The sequence below is a fragment of the Microbacterium sp. NPDC080220 genome (assembly GCF_040686395.1).
Taxonomy (GTDB): Bacteria; Actinomycetota; Actinomycetes; order Actinomycetales; family Microbacteriaceae; genus Microbacterium; species Microbacterium gawkjiense.
Genome location: NZ_JBFBOP010000001.1, coordinates 94,882 through 121,653, shown reverse-complemented (window position 1 = coordinate 121,653; position 26,772 = coordinate 94,882). Strand labels below are relative to the sequence as shown.

23 protein-coding genes are annotated in these 26,772 nt (G+C 71.1%); 17 read left to right on the top strand and 6 right to left on the bottom strand.

Going from position 1 to position 26,772, the window contains the following annotated elements:
- Nucleotide 1 precedes the first annotated feature (1 nt).
- The 4 genes from AB0P29_RS00620 (at nucleotide 2) to AB0P29_RS00605 (ending at nucleotide 4,020) form a co-directional block, all read left to right on the top strand.
- Nucleotides 2–364, top strand: coding sequence for a YraN family protein (locus tag AB0P29_RS00620; protein WP_064001965.1), 363 nt, complete (start codon nucleotides 2–4; stop codon nucleotides 362–364).
- Nucleotides 361–1,887 (top strand): YifB family Mg chelatase-like AAA ATPase, encoded by a 1,527-nt coding sequence (locus AB0P29_RS00615; protein ID WP_363377693.1) that lies wholly within the window; start codon nucleotides 361–363, stop codon nucleotides 1,885–1,887. The genes AB0P29_RS00620 and AB0P29_RS00615 overlap by 4 nt, the downstream gene beginning before the upstream one ends.
- Nucleotides 1,881–3,050: a DNA-processing protein DprA gene (gene dprA, locus AB0P29_RS00610; protein WP_363377691.1), complete on the top strand. Its 1,170-nt coding sequence runs from the start codon at nucleotides 1,881–1,883 to the stop codon at nucleotides 3,048–3,050. Before AB0P29_RS00615 ends, dprA begins: the two co-directional genes overlap by 7 nt.
- Nucleotides 3,051–3,120: 70 nt before the next feature.
- Nucleotides 3,121–4,020 (top strand): tyrosine recombinase XerC, encoded by a 900-nt coding sequence (locus tag AB0P29_RS00605; RefSeq protein ID WP_253034401.1) that lies wholly within the window; start codon nucleotides 3,121–3,123, stop codon nucleotides 4,018–4,020.
- Nucleotides 4,021–4,038: 18 nt separating this feature from the next.
- Here AB0P29_RS00605 and AB0P29_RS00600 read toward each other — a convergent pair whose 3' ends face one another.
- Nucleotides 4,039–4,536 (bottom strand): M23 family metallopeptidase, encoded by a 498-nt coding sequence (locus AB0P29_RS00600; RefSeq protein ID WP_253034402.1) that lies wholly within the window; start codon nucleotides 4,534–4,536, stop codon nucleotides 4,039–4,041.
- A 287-nt stretch (nucleotides 4,537–4,823) separates the two neighbouring features.
- Here AB0P29_RS00600 and rpsB point away from each other — a divergent pair, with 287 nt between their 5' ends.
- The 8 genes from rpsB to AB0P29_RS00560 all read left to right on the top strand — a co-directional run bounded on the left by rpsB (nucleotide 4,824) and on the right by AB0P29_RS00560 (nucleotide 10,659).
- Nucleotides 4,824–5,702 (top strand): 30S ribosomal protein S2, encoded by an 879-nt coding sequence (rpsB, locus tag AB0P29_RS00595; RefSeq protein ID WP_253034403.1) that lies wholly within the window; start codon nucleotides 4,824–4,826, stop codon nucleotides 5,700–5,702.
- A gap of 78 nt (nucleotides 5,703–5,780) precedes the next feature.
- Nucleotides 5,781–6,608 (top strand): translation elongation factor Ts, encoded by an 828-nt coding sequence (tsf, locus tag AB0P29_RS00590; RefSeq protein WP_363377688.1) that lies wholly within the window; start codon nucleotides 5,781–5,783, stop codon nucleotides 6,606–6,608.
- Between the two features lie 87 nt (nucleotides 6,609–6,695).
- Nucleotides 6,696–7,415, top strand: a complete 720-nt coding sequence (gene pyrH, locus AB0P29_RS00585; protein ID WP_064001971.1) for a UMP kinase — start codon at nucleotides 6,696–6,698, stop codon at nucleotides 7,413–7,415.
- 55 nt (nucleotides 7,416–7,470) lie between these two features.
- A complete protein-coding gene (gene frr, locus AB0P29_RS00580; RefSeq protein ID WP_217532011.1) occupies nucleotides 7,471–8,025 on the top strand; it encodes a ribosome recycling factor in 555 nt (184 codons plus the stop codon).
- Between the two features lie 7 nt (nucleotides 8,026–8,032).
- The gene (locus AB0P29_RS00575) at nucleotides 8,033–9,064 is read left to right on the top strand and encodes a phosphatidate cytidylyltransferase (RefSeq protein ID WP_363377686.1); all 1,032 of its coding nucleotides are present in this window, start codon (nucleotides 8,033–8,035) and stop codon (nucleotides 9,062–9,064) included.
- Nucleotides 9,061–9,618, top strand: a complete 558-nt coding sequence (locus AB0P29_RS00570; RefSeq protein ID WP_363377684.1) for a DivIVA domain-containing protein — start codon at nucleotides 9,061–9,063, stop codon at nucleotides 9,616–9,618. Before AB0P29_RS00575 ends, AB0P29_RS00570 begins: the two co-directional genes overlap by 4 nt.
- Before the next feature lie 42 nt (nucleotides 9,619–9,660).
- Nucleotides 9,661–10,374 carry a lytic transglycosylase domain-containing protein gene (locus AB0P29_RS00565; protein WP_363377683.1) on the top strand — a complete coding sequence of 238 codons (714 nt, stop codon included), beginning with the start codon at nucleotides 9,661–9,663 and terminating at the stop codon, nucleotides 10,372–10,374.
- A gap of 3 nt (nucleotides 10,375–10,377) precedes the next feature.
- Nucleotides 10,378–10,659 carry a hypothetical protein gene (locus AB0P29_RS00560; protein ID WP_363377681.1) on the top strand — a complete coding sequence of 94 codons (282 nt, stop codon included), beginning with the start codon at nucleotides 10,378–10,380 and terminating at the stop codon, nucleotides 10,657–10,659.
- Here AB0P29_RS00560 and AB0P29_RS00555 read toward each other — a convergent pair whose 3' ends face one another.
- Nucleotides 10,660–11,733, bottom strand: coding sequence for an AI-2E family transporter (locus tag AB0P29_RS00555; RefSeq protein ID WP_217532096.1), 1,074 nt, complete (start codon nucleotides 11,731–11,733; stop codon nucleotides 10,660–10,662).
- Nucleotides 11,734–11,890: 157 nt separating this feature from the next.
- Here AB0P29_RS00555 and AB0P29_RS00550 point away from each other — a divergent pair, with 157 nt between their 5' ends.
- Nucleotides 11,891–13,669 carry a glycosyl transferase gene (locus tag AB0P29_RS00550; protein WP_363377679.1) on the top strand — a complete coding sequence of 593 codons (1,779 nt, stop codon included), beginning with the start codon at nucleotides 11,891–11,893 and terminating at the stop codon, nucleotides 13,667–13,669.
- Nucleotides 13,666–14,601, top strand: coding sequence for a tetratricopeptide repeat protein (locus tag AB0P29_RS00545; RefSeq protein ID WP_363377677.1), 936 nt, complete (start codon nucleotides 13,666–13,668; stop codon nucleotides 14,599–14,601). Before AB0P29_RS00550 ends, AB0P29_RS00545 begins: the two co-directional genes overlap by 4 nt.
- 43 nt (nucleotides 14,602–14,644) lie before the next feature.
- On the opposite strand, the gene glgB is transcribed toward AB0P29_RS00545, so the two are convergent.
- The 3 genes from glgB to glgX are packed head-to-tail and all read right to left on the bottom strand — an operon-like array spanning nucleotide 14,645 to nucleotide 20,996.
- Complete coding sequence (glgB, locus tag AB0P29_RS00540) at nucleotides 14,645–16,780, bottom strand: 1,4-alpha-glucan branching protein GlgB (protein ID WP_363377675.1); 2,136 nt, start codon at nucleotides 16,778–16,780, stop codon at nucleotides 14,645–14,647.
- Nucleotides 16,777–18,852 (bottom strand): alpha-1,4-glucan--maltose-1-phosphate maltosyltransferase, encoded by a 2,076-nt coding sequence (locus tag AB0P29_RS00535; RefSeq protein WP_363377673.1) that lies wholly within the window; start codon nucleotides 18,850–18,852, stop codon nucleotides 16,777–16,779. Before AB0P29_RS00535 ends, glgB begins: the two co-directional genes overlap by 4 nt.
- A 44-nt stretch (nucleotides 18,853–18,896) precedes the next feature.
- On the bottom strand, nucleotides 18,897–20,996 hold the full coding sequence (gene glgX / locus AB0P29_RS00530) for a glycogen debranching protein GlgX (protein ID WP_363377671.1): 2,100 nt from the start codon (nucleotides 20,994–20,996) through the stop codon (nucleotides 18,897–18,899).
- A gap of 51 nt (nucleotides 20,997–21,047) precedes the next feature.
- On the opposite strand from glgX, the gene AB0P29_RS00525 reads away from it, so the two are divergent.
- A complete protein-coding gene (locus AB0P29_RS00525) occupies nucleotides 21,048–22,232 on the top strand; it encodes a cysteine desulfurase family protein (protein WP_363377669.1) in 1,185 nt (394 codons plus the stop codon).
- A gap of 9 nt (nucleotides 22,233–22,241) precedes the next feature.
- On the top strand, nucleotides 22,242–23,339 hold the full coding sequence (gene mnmA, locus AB0P29_RS00520) for a tRNA 2-thiouridine(34) synthase MnmA (protein WP_363377667.1): 1,098 nt from the start codon (nucleotides 22,242–22,244) through the stop codon (nucleotides 23,337–23,339).
- Here mnmA and AB0P29_RS00515 read toward each other — a convergent pair.
- A complete protein-coding gene (locus tag AB0P29_RS00515; protein ID WP_363377665.1) occupies nucleotides 23,296–24,312 on the bottom strand; it encodes a DUF1731 domain-containing protein in 1,017 nt (338 codons plus the stop codon). The genes mnmA and AB0P29_RS00515 overlap by 44 nt on opposite strands.
- 133 nt (nucleotides 24,313–24,445) lie before the next feature.
- On the opposite strand from AB0P29_RS00515, the gene ligA reads away from it, so the two are divergent.
- Nucleotides 24,446–26,770, top strand: a complete 2,325-nt coding sequence (ligA, locus tag AB0P29_RS00510) for an NAD-dependent DNA ligase LigA (protein WP_363377663.1) — start codon at nucleotides 24,446–24,448, stop codon at nucleotides 26,768–26,770.
- Nucleotides 26,771–26,772 lie beyond the last annotated feature (2 nt).

Below are 26,772 nucleotides of genomic sequence, written 5' to 3'. Positions count from 1 at the left end.
CATGGCAGCGAAAGACGACCTCGGACGGGCCGGTGAGGAGCGCGCCGAGCGGCATCTGCGTGCCGGCGGGTATCGGATCCTCGACCGGAACTGGCGTACCCACGGCGGGGAGATCGACATCGTCGCGGCGCACGGGGCCGATCTCGTGGTCGTCGAGGTGAAGACCCGCCGAGGGGAGTGGTTCGGGCATCCGTTCGCCGCCGTCGACGCCCGCAAGCGGGATCGCCTGTGGCGGCTTGCCGCTGCGTGGATCGTGGCACACCCCGAGGCGGCCCGGGGACGCCGACTGCGACTCGATGTCATCGGCATCACGGGACCCGACCCGGAGTCGGCCGTGGTGGAGCACCTCGAGGACCTGCGATGAGCCTGGGGCGCACGTGGTCGGTCGTCCTCACCGGGCTGGTCGGCGACATCGTCGAGGTGGAGGCCGATCTGTCGAACCAGGTGCCGGGCTTCTCCATCATCGGATTGGCAGACAAGGCGATCGGGGAGGCGCAGCAGCGCGTGCACAACGCGTGCGCGAACAGCGACCTCCCGCTGCCGCGGCGACACGTGACGGTCAATCTGTCGCCGGCGAACCTCCCGAAGCGCGGATCCGCGCTGGACGTCGCCGTCGCGATCGCCGCGGTGGCGACGGAGGCGCCTCTCGACCGGCAGTCGCTGGCCGAGACCGTCCACCTGGGGGAGCTCGGGCTCGACGGTCGTCTGCGCCCGGTCTCCGGCGTGCTGCCCGCGGTCCTGGCGGCCGCTCGCGCAGGGTTCCGTCGCGTCATCGTGCCGCACGCGAACCTCTCCGAGGCGGAGTTGGTCGACGGGATCGAGGTCCGCGGCGCGGTCAGCCTGCGTGATGTCGCCCGCGCTCACGGCCTCGACGTCCCCGATGTCGTCGCCGAACCCGTGCCGGCCCCCGAGAGCGCGCCGGCGGAGGAGGAGTCGGTCCCCGATCTCGCGGACGTCATCGGGCAGAGCGATGCGGTCGAGGCGCTCATCGTCGCCGCTGCGGGCGGACACCACGTCCTCATGAGCGGTCCGCCCGGGGCGGGCAAGACGATGCTCGCCCGCAGGCTGCCCGGGCTCCTCCCGGACCTGGATGACGAGACGGCGTTGCAGGTCGCATCGATCCGATCGCTCGCAGGTCTGCCCGTCACCACCCTCCGACGGCGACCGCCCTTCGAGGCGCCGCACCACACCGCATCCGCCGTCGCGCTCGTCGGGGGCGGCAGCCGCATCCTCCAGCCGGGGGCGATCGCGAGGGCGAGCGGCGGAGTGCTCTTCCTCGACGAGGCCGGGGAGTTCAGCGGCCACGCGCTCGACGCCCTCCGGCAACCGCTCGAGTCCGGTCGCATCGAGATACACCGGGTGGGGTTCCGCGCCGTGCTCCCGGCCCGCTTTCAGCTGGTGGTCGCGACGAACCCCTGCCCATGCGGCAACTACGGGATCCCCGGGGGCGTCTGCTCGTGCCCGTCGCTGGCCATCCGCCGCTACCACGGCAGGCTCTCCGGTCCGTTGATCGACCGCATCGACATCGAGCTCGGTCTCCAGCGGGTGTCGGCGACGCAGACGGTGGGCGCCGGTGTCACGAGCGCCGCCGCCCGCGAGCGCGTCCGGGCGGCACGCGACCGCGCACGACGACGGCTCGCCGGCACACCGTGGACGACCAACGGCGAGGTCGACGGCACGTGGCTGAGATCGGGACCTCTGCGCCCCGCGCCCGAGTCCACCAGGCCGCTCGACGACGCCCTGCATCGGGGATCGCTGACGCTGCGCGGGTACGATCGCGTGCTGCGCGTCGCGTGGACCCTGGCGGACCTCGCCGGCAGAGAGCGCCCGGACGCGGCCGACATCGGCGGAGCCCTGTTCCTGAAGCGCGGGGCATCGTCGTGCTGACCGTGAGCCTCGCTCGGCACCGCGAGCGATTGGCCGGTCTCGTGCCGGAAGACGTCCTCGCGGACGAGGATGCCGTCGCCCACCATCACGCCTGCGCCGTCTGGTCGTGCCTGACGGAACCCGGTGACGGCGTCGCGGGATCCCTCATCGCGGAACTCGGCGCGGTCGCTGCGCTCCACGTCGCGTGGGGGAGCGGCGGGCCGACCTCGGCGGAGCTCGAGGCGGGAAGACGGCGGTGGCATGCGCGGCGGGACTCCGTCGAGGATGCGTTCGATCGCGCACGCCGGGTGGGCGCCCAGCTCCTGGTCCCCGGCGGTCACGGGTGGCCACGGGAGGTCGACGATCTCGGCGTCCACGCTCCGCGCGCCCTGTGGGCACGCGGTGACACCACCGCGTTGGGCGGTGCGCGTCCGGCTCTGGCCCTCGTCGGTGCGCGGGCCGCCACCGGGTACGGGGAGCACATGACGGGGGAGTTCGCCACGCATCTGGTGCGCGCGGGCGTCCGCGTCGTCTCCGGCGGGGCCTACGGGATCGACGGCATGGCCCACCGTGCTTCGCTCGCCGCCGGCGGTGTGACGGTGGCCGTCCTCGCCGGCGGTGTCGACCGCGCCTATCCGTCGGGCCATGCGGACCTCCTCGCGCGGATCGCGGCGGGTCCGGGTGTCGTGGTCGCCGAGGTGCCCTGTGGGACCGCGCCGACGAAATGGCGCTTCCTCCAGCGGAACAGGCTGATCGCGGCGTTGTCGGGAGCGACGGTCGTCATCGAAGCGGGGTGGCGCAGCGGCTCGCTCAACACCGCGGGGCATGCCGCCGCGCTCGGGAGACCCCTGGGCGCCGTCCCGGGACCTGTGACGAGCGCCGCATCGGCGGGGTGCCATCGACTGCTCCGCGAGTACGACGCGCGGTGCGTGACCTCCGCCGACGAGGCCCGCGAGCTCCTCGGACTCAACAGCCCCCGGGTCGACGCGTCCGCCGAACGGGTCGATGATGCGACGAGGATCCTGGACGCCCTGAGCGCGCGCAGCCCGCGGACCCCGGACGACGTCGCCCGTCGCGCCGGATTCTCCCCCGGCGAGGCCAGGGGCCTGCTGGCGCTGCTCGAGCTCGACGGCCGCGCGCAGCGCGGACCGGAGGGGTGGCGCCGCGCCCCGGCGCCGCGGTGACCATCCGTCGGGCAGGGGCTTCCCCGCACGCCTCGCGCCGGAAGGGCGAAGGGCGAGGCATCCTGGGAGGATGCGGATGTCGGAGGCGGTCGAGCTTTACACGGAGCATCTGGCCAGGGTGCGGCGGCTGTCGCCGGCCACGGTCCGCGCCTACCGGGCCGACCTCGCCGACCTCGCGGCCTTCGCGGACGACCCGGCGGTCGCCGACCTCGACGTCGAGGACCTGCGCGAGTGGCTCTGGTCCGCCACGCAGCGCGGCATCTCCCGCGCGAGCCTCGCGCGGCGCACCGCCTCGCTGCGCGGGTTCTTCGGTTGGCTGTCCGCCGAGCGGATGCGGGAAGACGACCCGACGCTCCGCCTCGTGACGCCCAAGCGCGGTCGCACGCTACCGACCGTCGCCGCCGCGGCGGAGCTCGACACCGTGCTGGAAGCGCAGCGCGTCGGCGCCGACGGGACAGGAGACCCCGTCGCGCTGCGGGATACGGCACTGCTGGAGCTCCTCTACGGCGCAGCCCTCCGCGTGTCGGAGGCCTGCGGGCTCGACCTCGGGTCGCTCGACCGCGCAGCGGCGACCGTCCGCGTCCTCGGCAAAGGCGGAAAGGAGCGAGTGGTCCCCTACGGCGCTCCAGCCGCCCGAGCCGTCGATGCGTGGTTGGTCCGCGGGCGACCCGCTCTTCTGACCGACCCCGGGACCACCGCGTTGTTCCTCGGAGCCCGCGGCGGCCGTCTCGGTGTCCGCACGGCCTACGAGGTCGTCCGTCGCACGCTCGGCCCCGTGATCGGCGCGGATGCCGTCGGTCCCCACGCCCTGCGGCATTCGGCGGCGACGCACCTGCTCGACGGGGGCGCGGACCTCCGGGCCGTCCAGGAGATGCTCGGACACGCGAGTCTCGGCACGACGCAGATCTACACGCACGTCTCGACCGAACGGCTCACAGCCGCGTATCGACTGGCCCACCCCCGGGCCTGAGACACCCGGACCTCCAGGTCAGCAACACGGCAGCAGGATCGCTCTCGGCACCCGCCCGAGCAGCAGGAGCGGGTTGACGTACTCCCCGTCCAGCCGGACGCCGACGTGGAGCGTCCCTGCGGGCGCGTGACCTCCCGTGGACACGGTGCCGATCGGATCCCCGGCCGCCACCACGTCGCCCACGGCGACGGAGGGCGCGATCGGCTCGACGCTCGTGACCCACCCGCCCCCGTGGTCGATCGTGACGACACCGCGGTCGACGACCGTTCCCGCGAAGGCGACCACCCCCGCCGCCGGTGCGACGACGGGACCCGCCACGGGTCCGATGTCGATTCCCCGGTGGCCCGCGCCATAGTCGTGGGCGGGGGCTTCGAACGGGGCGACCACGTTGGCACCCTCCGCCGGCAGTCGCCAGGCCGGCGCGCCGTCGGGGGCCGCGTCGACGCGCAGAGGTGTCAGCAGGACGAGGGTGGCGGCAGCCACCAGAGCCAGGGTCACGCGGCGGATCGAGGGCATGAGCCGATGGTGCTCCGCGACGTGGCCGGCACGGGCGTCCCGCTCGGCGACGGGGGATGGATCGTGGCGGGCGGCGGCGGGGGAGGAGGTCTCGTTCTTGCTATGCTGGTGGGGCACCCCGTCCGTCGGGGTGACTACGCGTGCCCACAGCGGCTCGATCCGACACCGTCGATCGACATCGCGGCATCCCACCCAACGGTCTCCTCCGGGAGCGGGTGCGTGCCGGGCACCAGGCTCGCCGCGACCATCGTCCGGCGCGATCAACCACAACGAACAGGAGAACGGCCATGGCCGTCGTCACCATCCGCCAGCTGCTCGACAGCGGCGTTCACTTCGGACACCAGACCCGTCGGTGGAACCCGAAGGTCAAGCGCTTCATCCTCACGGAGCGCAGCGGCATCCACATCATCGACCTGCAGCAGTCGCTCGGGTACATCGACAAGGCGTACGAGTACGTGCGCGAGACGGTCGCCCACGGCGGCACGATCCTCTTCGTCGGCACCAAGAAGCAGGCGCAGGAGATCATCGCCGAGCAGGCCACGCGTGTCGGCCAGCCCTTCGTCAACCAGCGGTGGCTCGGTGGCCTCCTCACCAACTTCTCGACGGTCTCCAAGCGCCTCGCGCGCATGAAGGAGCTCGAGGAGCTCGACTTCGAGAACCCGGCCGAGAGCGGCTTCACGAAGAAGGAGCTCCTCCTCAAGAAGCGCGAGCTCGACAAGCTCCACAAGTCGCTCGGGGGTATCCGCAACCTGCAGAAGACCCCGTCGGCGATCTGGGTCGTCGACGCCAAGCGCGAGCACCTCGCCATCGACGAGGCCAAGAAGCTCGGCATCCCCGTGATCGGCATCCTCGACACGAACGCCGACCCCGACGAGTTCCAGTTCCCGATCCCGGGCAACGACGACGCGATCCGCTCGGTCAGCCTGCTGACGCGCATCATCGCCGACGCCGCTGCCGAGGGTCTCATCCAGCGCCACAACCCGACCGACGAGTCGGCCGAGGCCGAGCCGCTGGCCGACTGGGAGCGCGAGCTGCTCGAGTCCGCTCCGGCCGAGCAGACCGAGGCCCCCGCCGCCGAGGCGCCCGCTGACGAGGCCCCCGCCGCGGAGGAGGCCGCTGAGGCTCCCGCCGCCGACGAGACCGCCGAGGCGAAGTCCGCCGAGTGATCATCCCGCCTGTGCCCCGCCATCCGCGGGGCGCAGGCGCCTGGAAACACCCACCCAACTACTGAGGAGCCGCCACCCATGGCAAACTTCACCATCGCCGACATCAAGGCGCTGCGCGAGCAGCTCGGCACGGGAATGGTCGACACGAAGAAGGCGCTCGAGGAGGCCGACGGCGACCTCGAGAAGGCTGTCGAGATCCTGCGCCTCAAGGGCGCGAAGGGCAACGCGAAGCGTGCCGATCGCTCCACGAGCGAGGGACTCGTCGCCGCGAAGGAGCAGGACGGCAAGGTCACGCTCATCGAGCTGAACACCGAGACCGACTTCGTCGCGAAGAACGAGCGCTTCATCGCGCTGTCGGAGAAGGTCCTCGACGCCGCTGCCGCGGCCGGTGCCGACTCCGCCGAGGAGGCCCTCGCGGCCGACGCCGGCGGCAAGACCGTCGCCGACCTCATCTCGGACGAGGCCGCCATCATCGGCGAGAAGGTCGAGCTGCGTCGCGTGCGCACGCTGTCCGGGGACGCCTTCCAGGTGTACCTGCACAAGACCAGCAAGGACCTGCCCCCGCAGGTCGGCGTCGTCGTCGCCTACTCGGGTGACGACGCCGAGACCGCTCGCTCGATCGCGCAGCACATCTCGTTCGCGAACCCGACGTACCTGTCGCGCGACGAGGTGCCCGAGGCGGATGTCGAGAAGGAGCGCGAGATCGTCACCGAGATCTCCCGCAACGAGGGCAAGCCCGAGGCTGCGCTCCCGAAGATCGTCGAGGGCCGCGTCAACGCGTTCTTCAAGCAGGTCGCCCTGCTCGACCAGGACTACGCCAAGGACAACAAGCTGTGCGTCGCGAAGGTCGCGGCCGACGCCGGGATCACGGTCACCGGCTTCGCCCGCTTCAAGGTCGGCGCGTAAGCACATGAGAAAGGGGTTCGCATCGGATGATGCGAACCCCTTTTCCATGCCGTTCGATAGTCTCCCCCTAGACGAGAGGATCCCCGCGTGATCGACGAGAACACCGGACGCCGTCGCGTCCTTCTGAAACTGTCCGGCGAAGCGTTCGGCGCAGGACAGCTGGGGGTCAACCCCGATGTCGTCAGCCAGATCGCACAGGAGATCGCCGCAGCGGTCGACCGGGTCGAGGTCGCCGTCGTCGTCGGCGGCGGCAACTTCTTCCGCGGCGCCGAACTCAGCCAGCGCGGGATGGACCGCGGGCGCGCCGACTACATGGGCATGCTCGGCACCGTCATGAACGCGCTCGCCCTGCAAGACTTCCTCGAGCAGGCGGGTGCGGCGACCCGCGTCCAGTCCGCCATCTCGATGACCCAGGTCGCGGAGCCCTACATCCCGCGGCGGGCGGAGCGTCACCTCGAGAAGGGGCGCGTCGTCATCTTCGGCGCCGGTGCCGGCCTGCCGTACTTCTCCACCGACACCGTCGCGGCGCAGCGTGCGCTCGAGATCGGCGCCGTCGAGGTGCTCGTGGCGAAGAACGGCGTGGACGGCGTCTATACGGCCGACCCGAGGACGGATGCCTCGGCCGAGAAGCTCGACACGATCACCTACCGTGACGCACTGCAGCGCGGGCTGAAGGTCGTCGACTCGACCGCGTTCAGCCTCTGCATGGACAACGGCATGGACATGCGCGTGTTCGGCATGGAGCCCGGCGGCAACGTGACCCGCGCCCTCCTCGGCGAATCGATCGGCACGCTCGTCAGCGTCTGAGGCGGGGGACGCTGCCGACTAGACTTAACCGGACGTACCGACGAATGGAGAGACCGTGATCGCCGACATCCTGGCCGACACGAAGACCCGCATGGACCGCGCCGTGGAGGCCGCCAAGGAGGACTTCGCGACCGTCCGCACCGGACGGGCGAACCCCCAGCTCTTCCAGAAGGTCCAGGTCGAGTACTACGGCACGCCGACGCCGCTCGCGCAGCTCGCGTCGCTCAACGCACCCGAGGCGCGCACCCTCGTGATCACGCCGTACGACAAGTCCGCGCTGAAGGCGATCGAACAGGCGATCCGCGACATGCCGAACCTCGGGGCGAACCCGACGAACGACGGCAACATCGTCCGCGTGACGATGCCCGAGCTCACCGCGGACCGCCGCAAGGAGTACGTCAAGCTCGTCAAGAGCAAGGCGGAGGACGCGAAGGTCCACGTGCGCGGCATCCGCCGCAAGTCCAAGGACGAGCTCGACGCCCTGAAGGGCGAGGTGAGCGACGACGACCTCGCTCGGGCCGAGAAGGAGCTCGACGCGGTGACCAAGACGCACGTCGAGCTCATCGACGAGGCGTTGAAGCGCAAAGAGGCAGAACTCCTCGAGGTCTGAGAGCGCCATGTCCGAAGACGCACCGGGGAGCGCGGTCGGACCGGAGACGCCGCCGAGCAGATCCGAGCTGAAGCGGGCCGGTCGGGCGACGGGCGACCCGTCCTCGTTCCAGTCGCACGTCCGCGCGGCGCGCAGCGAGTTCGAGAGTCAGATCGAGCGCGCCCGGGTCGAGTTCGAAGAGGCCAACGAGCGCATCAACGCGCGATCGGGTCGCAACCTGATCATGGCGACCCTCATCGGCCTCGGCATCGGCGCGATCGTGCTGGGATCGCTCCTCTTCTGGAAGTGGGCGTTCATCGCGTTCGCGGTGCCGCTGTGCCTCCTCGGGGCGTTCGAGTTCTCGCGGGCCTTGCAAGCATCGGGCCGGCGGATCGACGTCCCCGCGCAGCTGACCGCCGGCGCGCTGGTGCTGGGGGCCGCCTTCGTCGGCTACCTCACGCAGTGGTTCGTCCTGTTCGCCGCCGTCGTCCTCGTGATCGTGTGGCGCCTCATCGCGCAGATGGCCGCCGGCGACGGTCGTCGCTACGGTGACGTCGTCACCGACGTCCTCGCGGGCGCCCTCGTCCAGCTGTACGTCGTCTTCCACGGCAGCCTGGCGCTCGTGATCCTGCGCCAGGAGCACGGTGAGCTGTGGTTGCTGGCCGTCCTCGTCATCGCGGTCTCGGTCGACACGGGGGCCTATGCGAGCGGGGTCGCTTTCGGGCGGCATCCCATGGCCCCGCGGATCAGCCCCAACAAGACGTGGGAGGGCTTCGCGGGTGCCGTCGTCGCGAGTCTGGTCGCCGGCGGACTGCTCGCCGTGCTGATGCTGCAGCTGCCGCTGTGGGCGGGTGCGGTCCTCGGGCTCGCGATTCTCGTGTCGGCGACGATCGGCGATCTCGGCGAATCACTCATCAAGCGGGACCTCGGCATCAAGGACATGAGCTCCTTCCTGCCCGGTCACGGCGGAGTGCTCGATCGCCTCGACTCGATCCTGCCGTCGCTCGTCCCGGGTCTCGCCCTGTACATCCTCCTGAGCCCCCTGAGCGGACTGTCATGACCGAGCTCACCTCTCCCGCCGCCTTCCCGAAGACCGCGGGGCATCGCAAGGGCTACGCCCCCCGCGCCGTCGACGAGTTCCTCGCCTCCGCGCGCGCCGCTTTCGAGGCCGACGACACCGACCTCACCTCCGCCGACATCCGCGCCGCCGCGTTCCCGCTGGTGCGCGAGGGGTATGCAATCGACGCGGTCGACGCGGCCCTCGCCCGCATCGAGGATGCCTTCGCGCAGCGGGAGCGCGTGACGGCGATGAATCAGCGGGGCGCCCGCGCCTGGGTGGGCGCGTCCCGTGCGCTGGCGCAGGAGATCCTCGACCGCCTCTCTCGGAAGCCGCGACACCGCTTCCGTCGGGTTTCCCCGCTCCGTTTCGGGTACCGGGTCGACGAGGTGGATCTCGTCGCGGGTCGGATCGCGCGCTACCTCGAATCCGGGGAGGGGCTGACGATCGAACAGGTCCGTTCGGTCGCCTTCCGCATGCAGCTCCGCGGTTACGACGAGGCGCAGGTCGACGCCGTCCTCGACGCCGTCGTCGACGTCATGCAGTCCGTCGGTTGATGCGTGGCGGGTGCCGTGCGTCGCCGATATGATCGGGAGACTGTGACTTCCGGCAACGAGATCCTCCCATCGCGCGCCGGCGTCGCGACGCAGACCGTCCGGCGCTCCGGGCGCGCGGCTCCGCCGTCGCGCTGGTCACGGCGGCGCGGCGTGCTGGCTGTCTTCTCGGTGGTCGCGACCGCCGGATTCGTGGCCGCGACGCTCGTCCCGCTGGTCTCGTTCCCCGATCCGGCCGAAGCGGCGCAACTCGACCCGCTCTCGCTCTACGCGTCGGCGGTCGAGGACGCGCAGCGGTATCAGGCCGGCGACGCCCCCGTCGTGGAGCTCGAGCGGGCGAGTGAGTACACCGTCTACGTGAAGCCCACCCCGACGCCGCCTCCGCCGCTCCCGACCGGGTCGTCCTCGTCGAAGCGGTCGTCCTCCTCTTGGCAGCCGCCGTTCGTCTCGCCGAATCCCGGCAGTGCGCAGGCCATCGCGTACGACATGGTGACCGCTCGCGGCTGGGGGGACTCGGAGTTCGCCTGCCTCGTCGCGCTCTGGAAGAAGGAATCCGGCTGGCGGGTGAACGCCTACAACGCCTCGAGCGGTGCCTACGGCATCCCGCAGGCCCTGCCGGGCCGCAAGATGTCCTCGGTCGGATCCGACTGGGAGACGAACCCTGCGACCCAGATCACGTGGGGCCTGAAATACATCCAGGGTCGCTACGGCACCCCGTGCGGCGCCTGGGGGAAGTCGCAGCGCTCGGGCTGGTACTGAGCCGTGCCCCGGTCGAATCGGCGCAAGCCCAGCGGTCCGGACGCGTCGTTCGACCGTCTCCTTGCGGGCTGGAAGCGCACGGAGCAGCGCCGCGGTGTCGAGTGGACGGTGCAGCCGGTGTCCGCCGTCCAGGCGCAGAAGGACTACGTGTGCCCGGGATGCGGACGGACCGTGGCGCCCGGGACGGCGCACGTCGTCGTCTGGCGTGCCGACGGTGTGCTCGGGGATGCCGCGGACCTGGCCGCGAGGCGGCACTGGCACACGGCGTGCTGGCGGATCGCCTGATCAGAGTTCGTTCTGGCGGGGGATCAGCACCTGGCGGTAGATGATCAGAACGCTCGCTGCCACGGGGATGGCGATGAGCGCACCCAGCAGGCCGAGGAGCGATCCACCCGCGAGGGCGGCGATCACGACGACGGCACCGGGTACCGAGACGGCCCGACTCATGATCCTGGGGGAGAGGAAGTACGCCTCGACCTGCATGTAGACGAGATACCAGACGAGGGCGACCAGCGCGGTCAACGGCGACGCGAGCCCCAGGCAGGCGAGCACGATGATGGCGGATCCGGTCAGGGTCCCCACCAGCGGGATCAACGAGAAGAAGAAGGCGATCACGGCCAGGACTGCGGGGAACGGCGCCTTGATGATGGTGAGGAAGATGGCGCTCAGGATGCCGTTGATCGCGCCGAGGACGACCTGCCCCATGACGTAGTAGCCGACGGATGCCGTGATCTGCTCGGAGAGGCCGACGAAGCGCTCGCGCTTCGACGCCGGTGCCAGTTGGTAGACGGAGCGCTTGAGGGAGCGCATCGAGGCGGTGAAGTAGATCGTCAGGATGAGGACGATGATGGTCCCCGTCGTCGTCGCGACGATCCCCGCACCGAAGGAGAGCAGGCCGGTGCCGAGGGCCGCTCCGATGTCGGCGAAGTCGAGCCCGTTCCACCAATCGTTGACGTAGCCCAACACCATGTCGACCTGCAGCAGGGGGAACGTGTGCGCGAGCCAGTCCCGCGCGACCGTGACCGGGTTCCACTCCTGATCGACCGCGCTCTCCACCAGTGTCTGGATCTGCTGGACGAGCTTGGCGATCTGGTCGACGAGGACCGGGACCACGATGAGCACGAGCGCCGTCGCGATGGCGAGGAGGCCCGCGAAGGTCGCCAGCAGCGCGCCCCAGCGGGGGAGTCCGCGGCGTTCGAAGAACGACACGACGGGGTCGAGTCCCAGGGCGAGGAAGAGGGCCGTCCCGATGTAGAGCAGGACGGTTGACAGGGTCTGCACCCCGGTGAGGATGAGGACGCCGACGCCCACGCCGAGGGTGGCGATCAGCGCGGTGCGGAACGGATGCTGGATCTTCACGGTGCCCTCTCCCAGGTCTTCCCTCACCCTAGTTCGCCGATGCGCCCCGACGCGGGAGCGACGCCCTCCCACGCGTTTGCCAGCACCGTTCGCTAGGCTGGAATGTCGAATGATCGGCCGTGCACCCCGGATGCCGGCTGGAGGAGGGCGGCAGTTCGTGAGATTCGTGTGGGCGATCATCGCCTTCGTCCTTGCCACGCTGATGATCGGCGCCGGAGTGGCCCAGCGCACGATCCTCGAGGCACCGGCGACCGAGACGGCGACCCTCACGACGGATGCCGACGCCCCCTACGTCCTCATCGACGGTGCGGTCCTCGCCAGCCACCCGGGCGCGCAGACCCTCCGCATCGCCGGCGACGGCCCGGTCTTCGCCGCCTATGGTCGGACGCAGGACATCGCGGCGTGGCTGGCTCCCACCGAGTATGTCCACGTGACCCTCGGCGCCGAGGACCTGCCCGTCTCCGAGACCGTCGCCGCGTCGGCCCCCGTCGAGGGCGATGCGCCGACCGCGGCGCCCGCTGGGTCGGACCTCTGGCTGGACGAGTTCGAGCAGGACGGGTCTCTCGCCACCACACTCCGACTCCCGGCGGACATGAGCGTCCTGGTCGCCTCGGACGGCACCGCGGCGGCTCCGTCCGATCTGAGCGTCACCTGGCCGACCGGCGCGACCACGCCGTGGGCGGGACCGCTGCTGGCCGGCGGCATCCTGATGGCCGTCGTGGGCCTCGTCCTGTACATCCTCGCTCTGCGTCACGTCCGGCGGTCCCGGGGCCCGCGTCGCAAAGGTCTGCCGACCACTGCGACGCAACCCATCGACCTCTCGGTGGAGCAGGCGGAGAAGGGCGTCATCACGGCGGCTCCCGCGCGGAAGCGACTCGGCCGCGGACGGCGCCCGTTCGTCGCGCTCTCCGCCCTCCTCGTCGGCGGGATCGCGCTCACCGGCTGCTCGCCCGACGCCTGGCCCGACCTGCAGCCCGAGGCGACGCCATCGCCCTCGGCATCCGTCATCGTGCCCGAGGGTCAGGGAGCGCCCGCCGTGACGAAGACGCAGGCCGAGCGCATCCTCGGCCGGATCTCCGAGCAGGTCACCGCCGCCGACGAGGCGAAGGACCCGAAGGCCGCGGCACTGCGGCTCACGGGGCCCGCCCTCACCGAGCGTGAGACGAACTACCGACTCCGCACCGAGCTCCCCGATGCCGACCCGCTGCCCGCCATCCCGGCCGGCACGATGACCGCCCTGCTGCCGCAGGCGAAGAACGACTGGCCACGGATGTTCATGGCGGTCGTCGAGGACGCGGACGGCGTCGCCACCGTCATGACGGCGACGCAAAGCGACCCGTGGGCCGACTACAAGGTCGCCTACATCTCGAGTCTCCGCGCCGATGCCACGATGAACCTCGCCGCGGAGTACGTCGGCGCCGTGGCCGTCGAGCCCAACTCACCGTTCCTCCTCATGCCGCCCGAGAACCTGGCCGCCGCGTACGCGGACGTCCTCGACAAGGGCGACAAGAGCGAGTTCACCGCCCTGTTCGACGAGAAGACCGACACGTTCCGCTCACTCGTCGCCGAGAACCGCGCTGCCGTCCTCAAGAAGTTCAACGAGACCGGTGAGGAGACCGGCCGGGTCTCGTTCCTGGCAGAGCCCGGCGATTCCGAGCCGCTCTCCCTCGTCACACTCGACAGCGGTGCGATCGTGGCCGTGACCGTCACGGAGAACGAGACCGCCGTCCCGACCGATGACGACGCCGTGATCAAACTCGGCGAGAACGTCGTGGTGAAGGCGCTCTCGGGCGTCTCGCAGTCGAGCACCGGCTTCCAGACCCGTTACACCGATCAGCTGTACTTCTTCGTGCCCGCGCAGGGTTCGAACGACAAGATCCAGCTGCTTGCCTCCCGTTCCAACGTCCTCGACGCCAAGGTGGTTGAAAAAGAGTGAGCACCCCCGCACCCGGCGCCGTCCTCCGCGGCGCCGTCGATCTCTCGTCCCTTCGCAACCAGCCCGCGGGACAGCCCGAGGCCGCCGCGCCCGCCGGCGGCGGAGCCCCGGCATCCCGCCTCATCTTCGACGTGACGGATGCCGACTTCGGTCAGGTCCTCGAGCTGTCGCGGACCGTCCCCGTCGTCGTCGACCTCTGGGCCGACTGGTGCGGCCCCTGCAAGCAGCTGAGCCCCGTGCTCGAGAAGCTTGTGAACGAGCTCGGCGGCAGGCTCGTGCTCGCGAAGGTGGACGTCGACGCGAACCCGCAGCTCGCGCAGAGCTTCCGTGCGCAGTCGATCCCGCTCGTGGTCGCCCTCGTCGCCGGTCAGCCCGTCCAGCTCTTCACGGGGGCCGTGCCCGAGGCGCAGGTGCGCGAGGTCTTCACGCAACTGCTGCAGCTCGCCGCGCAGCACGGGGTGACCGGGACGGTGCCCGTCGAAGGCGCTGAGACGGATGCCGAGGACCGCCCGGCCGCCTTGCCGCCGCTCCATCAGGAGGCGTTCGACGCCATCGAGTCCGGTGACTACCAGGCCGCCGCGGCAGCGTACGAGCAGGCTCTCGCCGAGAACCCCCGCGACGAGGACGCGAAAGCCGGCCTCGCGCAGGTGCATCTGCTCGGCCGTGTGCAGAACCTGGACCTCGCCGCCGCGCGCGCCGCTGCCGCTGCCGCTCCGCACGACGTCGAGGCGCAGTTCGCCGTCGCCGATCTCGATCTCGCCGGCGGGCACGTCGACGACGCGTTCGCGCGACTGCTGGATCTGTTCGCCGCTCTGCCGACGGACGAGCGCGCGCCCGTGCGGGCACGTCTGCTCGAACTCTTCGGCGTCGTGGGCGACGCAGACCCTCGGGTCATCCGAGCGCGGGGACGACTCGCGAGTCTGCTCTTCTGACAGAGGAAAGGGGGTCCGGGCATCAGCCCGGACCCCCTTTCTCTCACGCCTGGTGACGGAGCCAGAGAACGCCGAGCGGTGGCAGGACGACGGTCGCGGTGCCGTCGGCATCCGTCGTCACGCCGCCGAAGTTGCCAACCCCGGACCCGCCGAACTCCTGCGCGTCGCTGTTGAGGATCTCGGCCCACGCCCCGGCCTCGGGCAGGGTGATCCGCACGTCGTGGCGGGGGGAGCCGGCGAAATTGCACAGCACGACCACCGTGCCGCCGTCGTGGTCGCGGCGGGCGAACCCGAGGATGTTGCCGTCAGGGGTGTGCGGCCAGACGCGGGAGAAAGCGGACCCGTCGGTGTCGCGCGACCACAGCGGCGCTTCGTCCCGGTAGGTGCGGTTGAGGGCGGCGACGAAGTGCTGCAACTGCTGGTGCGCCGGCTGATCCAGCATCCACCAGTCCAGGCCGCGCCCCTCGGACCATTCGGACATCTGCCCGAACTCCTGCCCCATGAACAGGAGCTGCTTGCCCGGGTGCCCCCACATGTACGCCAGGAAGGCTCGCATGTTGGCGAGCTGCTGCCAGTGGTCGCCCGGCATCCGAGTGAACAGCGACCCCTTGCCGTGGACGACCTCGTCGTGGCTGATGGGGAGGACGAAGTTCTCGCTGAACGCGTAGACGAACGAGAACGAGAGTTCGCCCTCGTGGTGCGAGCGGTAGAGCGGATCGCGGCCGATGTAGACGAGCGAGTCGTTCATCCAGCCCATGTTCCACTTGAAGCCGAACCCGAGACCGCCCTGGCTGGTCGGAGCCGTGACGCCGGGGAAGCTCGTCGACTCCTCCGCGATCATGGCGATCCCCGGGTGGCGCTTGTAGGCCGTGGCGTTGACCTCCTGCAGGAAGCGGATCGCCTCGAGGTTCTCGCGGCCGCCGTGGATGTTCGGCTCCCACTGTCCTTCCTCGCGGGAGTAGTCCAGGTAGAGCATCGAGGCGACGGCGTCGACACGCAGCCCGTCGACGTGGAACTCCTCGAGCCAGTAGAGCGCGTTCGCGACGAGGAAGTTGCGCACCTCGTTGCGCCCGTAGTCGAAGATGTACGTGCCCCAGTCGCGGTGCTCGCCGCGCCGGGGATCCGGGTGCTCGTAAAGCGGGGCTCCGTCGAAGCGCGCGAGCGCGAACTCGTCCTTCGGGAAGTGCCCGGGCACCCAGTCCATGATGACGCCGATGCCCGCCTGGTGCAGCCGGTCGATGAGATAGCGGAGGTCGTCGGGGCTGCCGAAGCGGCTCGTCGGGGCGTAGTAGCCCGTCACCTGATAGCCCCAGGAGCCCCCGAAGGGGTGCTCGGCGAGCGGGAGGAACTCGACGTGGGTGAAGCCCTGCGCCCCCACGTAGTCCACGAGCTCGTCGGCGGCGTCGCGGTAGGTGAGACCGGGCCGCCACGAGCCGAGATGGAGCTCGTAGGTGGACATCGGCTTGTCGTGCACGGAGCCGGACGACCGTGCGGCGATCCACTCGTCGTCCGACCAGGTGTACTCGCTCTCCGTGACGACGGATGCCGTCGCGGGCGGGATCTCGGCGGCCCGGGCCATCGGGTCGGCCTTCATCACCCAGTGGCCCGCCGCGGTGAGGATCTCGAACTTGTAGGCCGAGCCCGCGCCGATACCCGGGACGAACAGTTCCCAGACGCCACTCGATCCGAGCGAGCGCATGGCGTGCTGGGTGCCGTCCCACCCGTTCAGATGGCCGACGACGCGGACGGCCCGGGCGTTGGGCGCCCACACCGCGAAGGAGACGCCGCTGACGGGGCCGTAGTGGCGGACGTGGGCCCCGAGGACGGTCCACAGCTGCTCGTGGCGCCCCTCGCGGATGAGGTGCAGGTCCATCTCGCCGAGCGACGGCAGATGCCGGTACGGGTCGTCCACGCGGTAGTCGGGAGCGCCCTCGTACGTCGCGACGAGATCGTAGGCGGTCGGCTGCGTCTCCGTGACGCCCTCCCAGACCCCTTGACGGATGTGCTCGAGTTCGACGCGGGAGCCGTCGGCCAGCACGGCGGTCACGGTCTGCGCGAAGGGACGCCGCGCCCGGATCACCCATTCGTCGCCCTCGGGGTGCGGGCCCAGCACGTCGTGGGGGGCGTGGTAGGCGCCGGCACCGACGGCATCCAGGATCGAATCATCGGGACGGGTCATGAGTGTGCCTTCACGTGGAGGATGTGGACGGGTTCGGCGAAAGCGTCGAGTCGGACGTAGTTGTGCTCGTTCCACGTCCAGCGCGCGCCGGTGAGGAGGTCCTCGACCTCGTAGTCGTGGCCGCGGGGGAGTCCCCAGATCTGCGAATCGACGTGCACCGTCGTCTCGCGCGCCGAGTGCGGGTCGACGTTCACGACGACGATGATCGTGTCGGATTCGCCGCGCTCGGCCACCGCCGCGGGCAGGTGCTTCACGTAGGCGAGGATCGCGTCGTCGTCCGTCCCCTGCAGGTGCAGACCGCGCAGCTGCCGAAGCGCGGGATGCGCCCGGCGGATCTCGTTCAGCCGCCGCAGGTACGGGGCGAGGGAGTCGCCCGCGGCCTCGGCGCCCGCCCAGTCGCGGAACTTGTACTCGTACTTCTCGTTGTCGATGTTCTCCTCGGACCCCGGGCGGGCGACGTTCTCGTAGAGCTCGTATCCCGCGTAGACGCCGTAGCTGGCCCCCGCGGTGGCCGCGAGAGCGGCGCGGATCCGGTAGGCGGGGCGACCGCCGAACTGCAGGTACTCGGTGAGGATGTCGGGGGTGTTGACGAAGAGGTTCGGGCGCATGAAGTCGGCCGTCTCGTCCGAGATCGAGGCGAAGAACTCCTCGAGCTCGGTCTTGGTGTTGCGCCACGTGAAGTACGAGTAGCTCTGCTGGAAACCGCTCTGTGCGAGGGCCCGCATCGGCGTGGGACGGGTGAACGCCTCGGCCAGGAAGACGACGTCGGGGTGTTCGGCGTTGACGGTGCGGATCAGCCACTCCCAGAACTGCAGCGGCTTGGTGTGGGGGTTGTCGACGCGGAAGATCTTCACCCCTTGCCGGATCCAGTGCTGGACGATGCGCAGCACCTCGGCGCGGATGCCGACCGGGTCGTTGTCGAAGTTCACCGGGTAGATGTCCTGGTACTTCTTCGGCGGGTTCTCGGCGAAGGCGATCGAACCGTCCGGCAGCGTCGTGAACCACTCCGGGTGCTCTGTCACCCAAGGGTGGTCGGGAGCGGCCTGGAGTGCGAGGTCGAGGGCGATCTCCAGGCCGTGGGCGTTCGCGGTGTCCACGAACGCGCGGAAGTCCTCGAGCGTCCCGAGGTCGGGGTGGACCGCATCGTGTCCGCCGTCCGCCGAGCCGATGGCCCACGGCGATCCCGGGTCCCCGGGACCGGCGTTCAGGGTGTTGTTGGGGCCCTTGCGGTTCACCTCGCCGATCGGGTGGATGGGCGGGAGGTAGACCACGTCGAAGCCCATCGCGGCCACGGCGGGGAGGCGTTCGGCCGCCGTGCGGAAGGTGCCGCTGCGGACGGTGCCGTCCGGCAGGCGGACCGCCCCCTCGGAGCGCGGGAAGAACTCGTACCAGGCGCCCACGCCGGCTCGCTCGCGCTCGACGAGGAGCGTGTTCTCCTCGTGGAGGGTGTGGAGCGAGAGGGCCGGGCGGTCGGCGAACGCCCGGGCGAGCCCCGGGTCGCGCACCACGATGAGGGCCGCCTCGTCGTCCACGGCGTCATCGCGGAGGGCGCGCGCCGCGGAGGTGAGGGCGGTGCGCTCCTCGACGGGACGGGTCTTCTCCGCAGCGGCGCGCTCGAACAGCCGCGCGCCGATCTCCCGCATGAGGATCGGGTCCACACCCGCGGCGATCTTCAGCTCCGCGGCATGACGCCAGGTCGCGTAGTCGTCGGCGAACGTCTCGAAACGGAACTTCCAGGTGCCCTGCTCGAGGGGTGCCACGACGACGCGCCAATTGTCGAAGCCGTCGTCGAGGGGCTGGAGCCGGTGGAGCGTGACCGCGCCCGAGGGCGCCGTCAGCCGCAGGTGCACGCCGATGCGGTCGTGTCCTTCGCGGAAGGCGGCGACCGTGAACGGCACCGCCTCGCCGACGAACGCGGTCGGCGCGAACCGGCCGCCCGGGACGCTGGGACGATGGGAGGCGATCGGGATGCGGCCGTTGCGGATGCCGGCATCCTTCCTGGTCGCCTTCACCGGCCGGACCGGGATCTCAGCGGAACTGCGGACGGAAGCGGGGGAGATCTGTGTGGCCACGTTCCGAACCTACCGGTGCCGAGGAAGGCTCGAAACGGCCTGGATCACTCGGCCCGGAACAGGTACATTGACGGGCCGGTCGCGGTGAACGCATCGCCGGGGGAGAGCGGGGCGGCATCCGAGCGCGGACGCTCGTCGACGCTCGACCACAGGGGGGCGAAGCGCGTCACACCCTCCAGCGCCGGGAGGATGATCTCGACGTCGCTCTCGCGGCCGTGGACCACCAGGAGCGTGCGGTTGGGCGCTTCGCTCTCGGGTGTGGAGCTGGCGTCGTACTGCAGCGTGCGGTGCGAGGGATCCGTCCACTGCTCGACCGACATCGTGTTCCCCTGCTCGTCATACCAGTCGATGACGGACGCGCCCGGAACGGTCATCTCGGCATGGGCGAACCGGACGGGTCGCAGGGCCGGGTTCTCCCGGCGGATACGGGTGAGCAGCTCGACGTGGGCGCGCAGGTCGTCCTGCCAGGGTTCGCGGCTCCAGTCGTACCAGGTCAGCGCGGAGTCGTGGCAGTACGCGTTGTTGTTGCCGTGCTGCGTGCGCCCGATCTCGTCGCCCGCGGTGATCATCGGAACGCCCGCCGAGAGCAGGAGCGTGCCCAGCAGGTTGCGCATCGCGCGCCGGCGGGCCGCGAGGACGGTCGGATCGTCGGTCGGCCCCTCGAAGCCGTGGTTGAAGGAACGGTTCGTGTCCGCCCCGTCCCGCCCGTGCTCGCCGTTGGCCTCGTTGCGCTTGGAGTCGTAGGAGACGAGGTCGTGGAGGGTGAACCCGTCGTGCGCGGTGACGAAGTTGACGCTCGCGAGCGGACCGCGCTCGGCGCTGAACGTGTTGGCCGATCCGGCGAGCCGGGTCGCGAACCCGCCGATCCCCACCGGCGTGACAGCGGCGCGGCGGGAGTAGTCGATGTCGCTCAGCCAGAAGTTGCGGACCCGATCGCGGTAGCGGTCGTTCCATTCGCTCCAGCCGTCCCCGAACGCCCCCGTCTGCCAGCCGCCGATGCCGACGTCCCAGGGTTCGGCGATCATCTTGACGCCCGCCAGCGCGGGGTCCTGGACGATCGCCTGCAGGAGCGGGTGCTCCGGGGTGAAGGCGTGGGAGGCATCGCGCCCCAGGACGGGGGCGAGGTCGAAGCGGAACCCGTCGATCTGCACCTCGTTCGCCCAGTAACGCAGCGAATCGAGGACGAGGCGGGACGCGGCATCCGTCGACGTGTTCAGGGAGTTCCCGCATCCGGTCACGTCGATGTAGGTGCCGTCGTCGGCCTGCCGGTAGTACGACCGGTTGTCGATCCCGCGGAAGCTCGAGCGGGGCTCGCCGAGTCCCTGCTCGGAGGTGTGGTTGAAGACGACGTCGAGGATCACCTCGATGCCGGCCGCGTGCAGCAGCTTCACCATCCCCTTCACCTCGCGAAGCACCGCGGTGGCGCCTTCGGCCTGGGCGGCGGCCGTCGCATACGGGGCGTGCGGCGCGAAGAAGCCGACCGAGTTGTAGCCCCAGTAGTTGGTCAACCCCAGCTGCAGGAGGCGGGGCTCGCTCGCGAAGGCGTGGACCGGGAGCAGCTCGATCGCGGTCACCCCGAGGCTCCGGTAGTGCTCGATCATGGCCGGATGCGCCATCCCGGCGTAGGTGCCGTGCAACGCCGCCGGCACACCGGGATGCCGCTTGGTGAGGCCTTTGACGTGCGCTTCGTAGACGATGGTGCGGTCGAGCGGCGTCGCCGGCTTCGCGATGCCGCCCCAGTCGAAGCAGTCGTCGACGACGACGGAGCGCCAGGAGTGGATGCCGGGGGCCGACAACCCCCGCGCGTAGGGATCGATCAGCAGCGTCGCCGGGTTGAAGGTCATCCCGGGCCCGTGCGGTCCGTCGACCCGCACGCTGTAGGTGACGCCGACTCGCAGCGCGGGCGTCGTCGCCTCCCACACGCCGCCGCCCACGGGCGTCAGCGGGACGGTGTCGACGATCCAGTCCGGGTCGTCGTCGTCGAAGACCACGAGCTCGATGTCGGTGGCGTGCTCCGACCACACCCGCAGCGTCCCGCCCCCGTCGTGCAGGCGTACCCCGAGCCGGTCGAAGACGTCCGACAGCATCCCCGGGACGGGGGTGTGGGACGCCGCGGTCGTCGGGCCGGCCGGAGCGAAGGTCATGCGTCCTACAGTAGTGAGCAGGCGATGAAGGTCAGCGGCAGGCGGAGGGTCATGGCGGTCTATCTCGACCACGCGGCATCCACTCCGCTGCGGCCGGAGGCGCGTGATGCGTGGCTCGCCGCGTCGGAGGTCACCGGCAACGCGTCGTCCGTGCACGGCGCCGGCCAGGCGGCGCGGAGGCTGCTCGAGGACGCCCGTGAGCGGATCGCGGCGGTGCTGGGGTGCGACCCCATCGAAGTGGTGCTGACCTCGGGGGGCACGGAGTCGGTGAACCTCGCACTCCAGGGGACGTGGTGGGCGCGCGACCCGGACCGGTCGGCGGTCGTCCTGCCCGACGGCGAGCACCACGCGACCCTCGACACGGTGTCGTGGCTCGCTTCCGCCCAGGGGGCGGAGGTACGACCCGTGCCGCTCGACGAGAGCGCGGCGATCGATGTCGCGGCCTTCGATGCGGCCCTCCCAGGCGCCGCCCTGGCGACGGCGCTCGTGGCGAACAACGAGGTCGGGAGCGTGTCGGATGTCGCCGCGCTGGCCGCATCGGCGGCGGCGGCGGACGTGCCCCTCCACCTCGACGCCGTCGGGGCCACCGCCCATCTGTCGCTCGACTTCGCCGCGCTGCGGGGACCGGGAGCCGGTCGCGGCGGACTCGTCGCGCTGAGCGTCGCAGGCCACAAGGTGGGGGCGCCGGTCGGGACGGGGGCGCTCGTCGTGTCGCGTCACGCCCGCATGAGCGCGGTCCTTCACGGCGGCGGGCAGCAGCGTGGCCTCCGCTCGGGCACACCGGATGTCGCCGGTGCCGCCGCCCTGGCCGTGGCCCTCGAGCTCACGGCGGCGGAGCGCGCCGCCGAGGCGGAACGCCTGCGTCCGCTGTCCGACCGGCTCCTGATCGGTGTGCACGACATCGCCCCGGAGGTCGTACTGCTCGGCGCACCGGACCAGCGACTACCCGGCCACCTGCACCTGCTCTTCCCCGACGCGCTGGGGGAGACCCTCCTGTTCCTCCTCGACTCCGCGGGCGTGCGCGTGTCGACCGGATCGGCATGCCAAGCGGGTGTCGCCGAACCGAGCCACGTCGTCCTCGCCCTCGGTCGCACCGATCGCGAGGCCCGTTCGGTCCTTCGGGTCACGCTCGGGCGCACGACCACGGCGGCCGACGTCGACGCGTTCCTCGCCGCCCTCCCCGAGGCGCACCGCCGCGCGGCGGCGTCCAGCGCCCGTGCGGGGTCGCGCTCGTAGACTGGGGCGATGCGCGTACTGGCAGCCATGAGCGGTGGGGTCGATTCGGCCGTCGCCGCGGCGCGCGCGGTCGACGCGGGTCACGACGTCGTCGGCGTCCACCTCGCGCTCTCGCGCGCCGGAGGCACCCTCCGCACCGGCAGCCGGGGCTGCTGCACGATCGAGGACGCACTCGACGCCCGGCGCGCGGCCGACCTGCTCGGCATCCCGTTCTACGTGTGGGACTTCTCCGAGCGCTTTCGCGACGACGTCATCGACGACTTCATCAGCGAGTACCGGGCGGGGCGCACGCCGAACCCGTGCATGCGGTGCAACGAGAAGATCAAGTTCGCGGCTCTGCTGGAACGGGCCCTCCAACTCGGTTTCGACGCCGTCTGCACCGGCCACTACGCGACCCTCGTCGACGGTCCGGAGGGGCGCGAACTGCATCGCGCGTCGGATGAGGCGAAGGACCAGTCCTACGTCCTCGGGGTGCTCACCGCGGACCAGCTCGCCCACACCTACTTCCCGCTCGGGACGACGCCGTCGAAGGCCGTCGTCCGCGCCGAGGCCGCCGAGCGCGGCCTGACGGTCGCGCAGAAGCCGGACAGCCACGACATCTGCTTCATCCCCGACGGCGACACCCGCGGGTGGCTCGCCGAGAAGGTGGGCGCCGAGCAGGGTGACGTCGTGGACCGCGAGGGATCGGTCGTCGGGCGGCACGAGGGAGCGCACGCGTTCACGGTCGGTCAGCGCCGGGGGCTGCAGCTGGGCGTCCCCGCCGCGGACGGCAAGCCGCGGTTCGTCCTCGAGGTGCGTCCCGTCTCGAACACGGTCGTCGTCGGGCCGAAGGAGGCTCTCGCGACGGCGGAGATCTCCGGGGAGCGGCACAGCTGGGCCGGACGTGCCCCTGCCGACGGCGTGTTCGCCTGCGACGTGCAGATCCGCGCGCACGCCGATCCGGTCCCCGCTCGGGCGAGCGTGCGAGACGGGTCGATCACGGTCGTCCCCGAGACCCCTTTCGACGGCGTCGCGCCCGGTCAGACGGCGGTGCTGTACGACGGGACCCGGGTGATCGGGCAGTTCACGATCGCGCGGACCGTCTCCGCCGTTCCCCAGAGCGCCTGACCCGGCGGCCCCGTTCGACCTCGGCGAACGCCGCGCGGAGGTCGGTGTGCGCGAACCGGAATCCGGCGTCGACGAGCCGCTCGGGGAAGACCCATCTGCTCTTGAGGATCAGCTCGGGCTCGGTCCGCAGCACCCACATGGCGATCTCGAGCATGCAGCGCAGCGATGGCAGGCCCACCGGCATCCCGACGACGCCGCGGAGGGTGCGCATGAGGGTGCGGTTGTCGGATGCCTCGGGCATCGCGATGTTGACGGGGCCGGAGATGTCGTCCCGCTCGACGAGGAAGCGGACGGCGCGGAGCACGTCCTCGATGTGCACCCAGCTGAAGCACTGGCGCCCCCGGGTGCGGTACCAGGGCGGCCGGTCGCCCGTCGGCTCGTCGCCGATGCCCCGGTAGCGACGGTGCGGCGGGAGCCAGCCGTCGTGCTGCGGCCCACCGAGTCCGGTACGTGCGAGGGTGAGCAGCATCCGGGAGGCGGGGCCGTCGCCCACGACGATCGCCAGACGCAGGGCGACGCGGCGCGTACGAGAGAGATCCCCCGCGAAGAACGCACGCTCCCACGACCGCGCGACGTCGACCGAGAAGCCCTGCCCGAGTTCGCCGCCCGATTCGGTGTTCGGGCGGTCCATCGCGTGGCGGTAGATCGTCGCGGTGGACGCATTGAGCCAGAGCCGGGGCGGGGCGGATGCCGCGGCCACCGCAGCGTGCAGGGCGCGCGTCGTCTCCACCCGCGACCGCAGGATCTCGTCGCGGTTGCGATCGGTGTAGCGACAGTCGACGGACTTCCCGGCGAGGTTCACGAGCAGGTCGGAGCCGTCGACGGCGGCCGCGAGCGCGGCGGGGTCGTCCCAGCGGACGGCGGCGGTGCGTCCGACGGTGACGACGTCGTACCCGTCGTCCGTGAGGGCTGCGATGAGAGCCTGGCCGATGAATCCGCCGGCACCGGCGACGACGGCACGAGGACGGGACATGCCTCGACGCTACCCGGTCACGTCGCCGGTTGCTCGGCGAGGTCTTCCGCTACTCCGGGACCTTCGTCTACCGCATCCTGCCGGAGCGCGGAACGGTCCCGGCGGTGTCGCCGGGCCTCCCTACACTGTCGATGTGGCTGACGCAGAACTCCCCGAACTGACCCTCGATGGGGCCCGCGCAGAGGCCGCGCGGCTCACGGAGAAGATCCTCGGCGCGCGCGAGGCCTACTACGGCGGCGACGTCGGTCTGGTCGACGACGCCACCTACGACGGGTGGATGCATCGCCTCGAAGCCATCGAGCGCGCGCACCCCGAGCTGCAGGGGCAGGATTCGCCGACGCAGACCGTCGGCGCGGCGGAGTCGTCGATGTTCGCTCCCGTCGAGCACGCCGAGCGGATGCTGAGCCTCGACAACGTCTTCTCGCCGGACGAACTGCGGGAGTGGTGCACGAAGGCCGAGGCCGCAGCGGGGCGCAAGGTGCGATGGCTGACGGAGCTCAAGATCGACGGGCTCGCCATCTCGCTGCGCTACGAGAACGGTGTGCTGACCTCGGCGGCGACCCGCGGCGACGGCCGCATCGGGGAGGACGTCACGGTGAACGCGGTGCGCGTGGCCGGCATCCCGGAGCGGCTGTCGGGGCAGGGGCACCCCCCTCTCGTCGAGGTGCGGGGGGAGGTCTTCATCCCGGTGGCGGCCTTCGAAGAACTCAACGCGCTGCAGGCGCGTCTGCGCGACCGCGTCGTCGCCGACGCCGCCTCCCGCCCCCGCTACGACGAGGAGAAGGCGCAGAAGAGCGCGGCGCGGCGCTTCCCGGCGTTCGCCAATCCGCGCAACGCCGCGAGCGGAGGTCTGCGCCAGCAGCTCGACAAGAAGTCGGGGCTCGAACTCGAGGCCGGCGAGGCCCGTCTCTCGTCCCTCCGCATGTACGTCCACGGCATCGGCGCGTGGCCCGACCCGCCCGTGTCCGCTCAGAGCGAGGTGTACGGCCTGCTCGCCGAATGGGGCCTGCCGGTCAGCCCGTATCCGCAGACATTCGACGACGTCGACGGCGTCCTCGCCTTCGTCGCCGAGTACGGCGAGAAGCGCCACTCGGTCGCGCACGAACTCGACGGCATCGTCGTGAAGGTCGACGAGCTCTCCCTGCACGACGAGCTCGGCGCGACCAGCCGCGCCCCGCGCTGGGCGATCGCGTACAAGTACCCGCCCGAAGAGGTGCAGACGCGGCTCCTCGACATCATCGTGTCGGTCGGGCGCACCGGCCGCGCCACCCCATACGCGCAGATGGCACCGGCGCTCGTCGCGGGCAGCGTCGTGCGCCAGGCGACCCTGCACAATCAGGACGTCGTCAAGGCGAAGGGCGTCCTGATCGGCGACATGGTCGTGCTCCGCAAGGCCGGGGACGTCATCCCCGAGGTGCTGGGCCCGGTCGCCGAACTCCGCGACGGCACGGAGCGCGCCTTCGTCATGCCGACGGCGTGCCCGGAGTGCGGATCGACCCTCGCGCCGGCCAAAGAGGGCGACATCGACCTGCGCTGCCCCAACACGCGCGGCTGCCCGGCGCAGGTCCGCGGGCGCGTCGAGCACATCGGCTCGCGCGGCGCGCTCGACATCGAGGCGCTCGGCGAGGTCACTGCGGCCGCGCTGACCCAGCCGATCGATCCCCAGCAGCCGGCGCTCGAGACCGAGGCGGGACTGTTCGAGCTGACTCTGGAGCGGCTCGTGCCCATCGAGGTCATCGTCCGCGACGCCGAGACCGGCGAACCCCGGGTCGACGAGAGCACCGGCGAGGTCGTCCGCCGCGCGCCGTTCCGCCGCAACCCCACCGCGGCGGAGAAGAAGGAGGGCCTCACGGGACCGCAGCCGTCGGCGCAGGCCCTCACCCTCGTCGACGAGCTCGAGAAGGCCAAGACGAAGGATCTGTGGCGCTTCCTCGTCGCGTTGAACATCCGCCACGTCGGACCCGTCGCCGCCCGCGCCCTGGCGCGGTACTTCGGCTCGCTCGACGCCATCCGGGCCGCCTCGCGCGACGAGCTCGCCGCGGTCGACGGTGTCGGCGGGATCATCGCCGACGCGCTCATCGACTGGTTCGCCGTCGACTGGCACGTCGAGATCGTCGACCGCTGGACCGCCGCGGGCGCGCGGCTGGCGACGCCCGGGCACCCGGGTCCCGGCGCCGCGGCCGCGGCCGGAGGAGTGCTCGAGGGCATCACCGTCGTCGCGACGGGGTCGCTCGAGGGGTACACCCGCGAGGGCGCGCAGGAGGCCATCATGCAGGCGGGCGGCAAAGCGGCGTCGAGCGTCTCGAAGAAGACGGACTTCGTCGCCGCCGGGCCCGGTGCGGGATCGAAGCTCGCGAAGGCCGAGGCCCTCGGCATCCGGATCATCGACGCCGCGCAGTTCCACGTCCTCGTCACCGAGGGTCCGGCCGCGCTCGGCGACGCGCCCGCCGCGGAGTGACG

Coding starts and splice junctions, on each gene's coding strand:
- AB0P29_RS00620 (WP_064001965.1), top strand. CDS start 2: ATGGCAGCGAAAGACGACCTCGGACGGGCCGGTGAGGAGCGCGCCGAG.
- AB0P29_RS00615 (WP_363377693.1), top strand. CDS start 361: ATGAGCCTGGGGCGCACGTGGTCGGTCGTCCTCACCGGGCTGGTCGGC.
- AB0P29_RS00605 (WP_253034401.1), top strand. CDS start 3,121: ATGCGGATGTCGGAGGCGGTCGAGCTTTACACGGAGCATCTGGCCAGG.
- AB0P29_RS00600 (WP_253034402.1), bottom strand. CDS start 4,536: ATGCCCTCGATCCGCCGCGTGACCCTGGCTCTGGTGGCTGCCGCCACC.
- rpsB (WP_253034403.1), top strand. CDS start 4,824: ATGGCCGTCGTCACCATCCGCCAGCTGCTCGACAGCGGCGTTCACTTC.
- tsf (WP_363377688.1), top strand. CDS start 5,781: ATGGCAAACTTCACCATCGCCGACATCAAGGCGCTGCGCGAGCAGCTC.
- AB0P29_RS00575 (WP_363377686.1), top strand. CDS start 8,033: ATGTCCGAAGACGCACCGGGGAGCGCGGTCGGACCGGAGACGCCGCCG.
- AB0P29_RS00570 (WP_363377684.1), top strand. CDS start 9,061: ATGACCGAGCTCACCTCTCCCGCCGCCTTCCCGAAGACCGCGGGGCAT.
- glgB (WP_363377675.1), bottom strand. CDS start 16,780: ATGACCCGTCCCGATGATTCGATCCTGGATGCCGTCGGTGCCGGCGCC.
- glgX (WP_363377671.1), bottom strand. CDS start 20,996: ATGACCTTCGCTCCGGCCGGCCCGACGACCGCGGCGTCCCACACCCCC.
- AB0P29_RS00525 (WP_363377669.1), top strand. CDS start 21,048: ATGGCGGTCTATCTCGACCACGCGGCATCCACTCCGCTGCGGCCGGAG.
- mnmA (WP_363377667.1), top strand. CDS start 22,242: ATGCGCGTACTGGCAGCCATGAGCGGTGGGGTCGATTCGGCCGTCGCC.
- AB0P29_RS00515 (WP_363377665.1), bottom strand. CDS start 24,312: ATGTCCCGTCCTCGTGCCGTCGTCGCCGGTGCCGGCGGATTCATCGGC.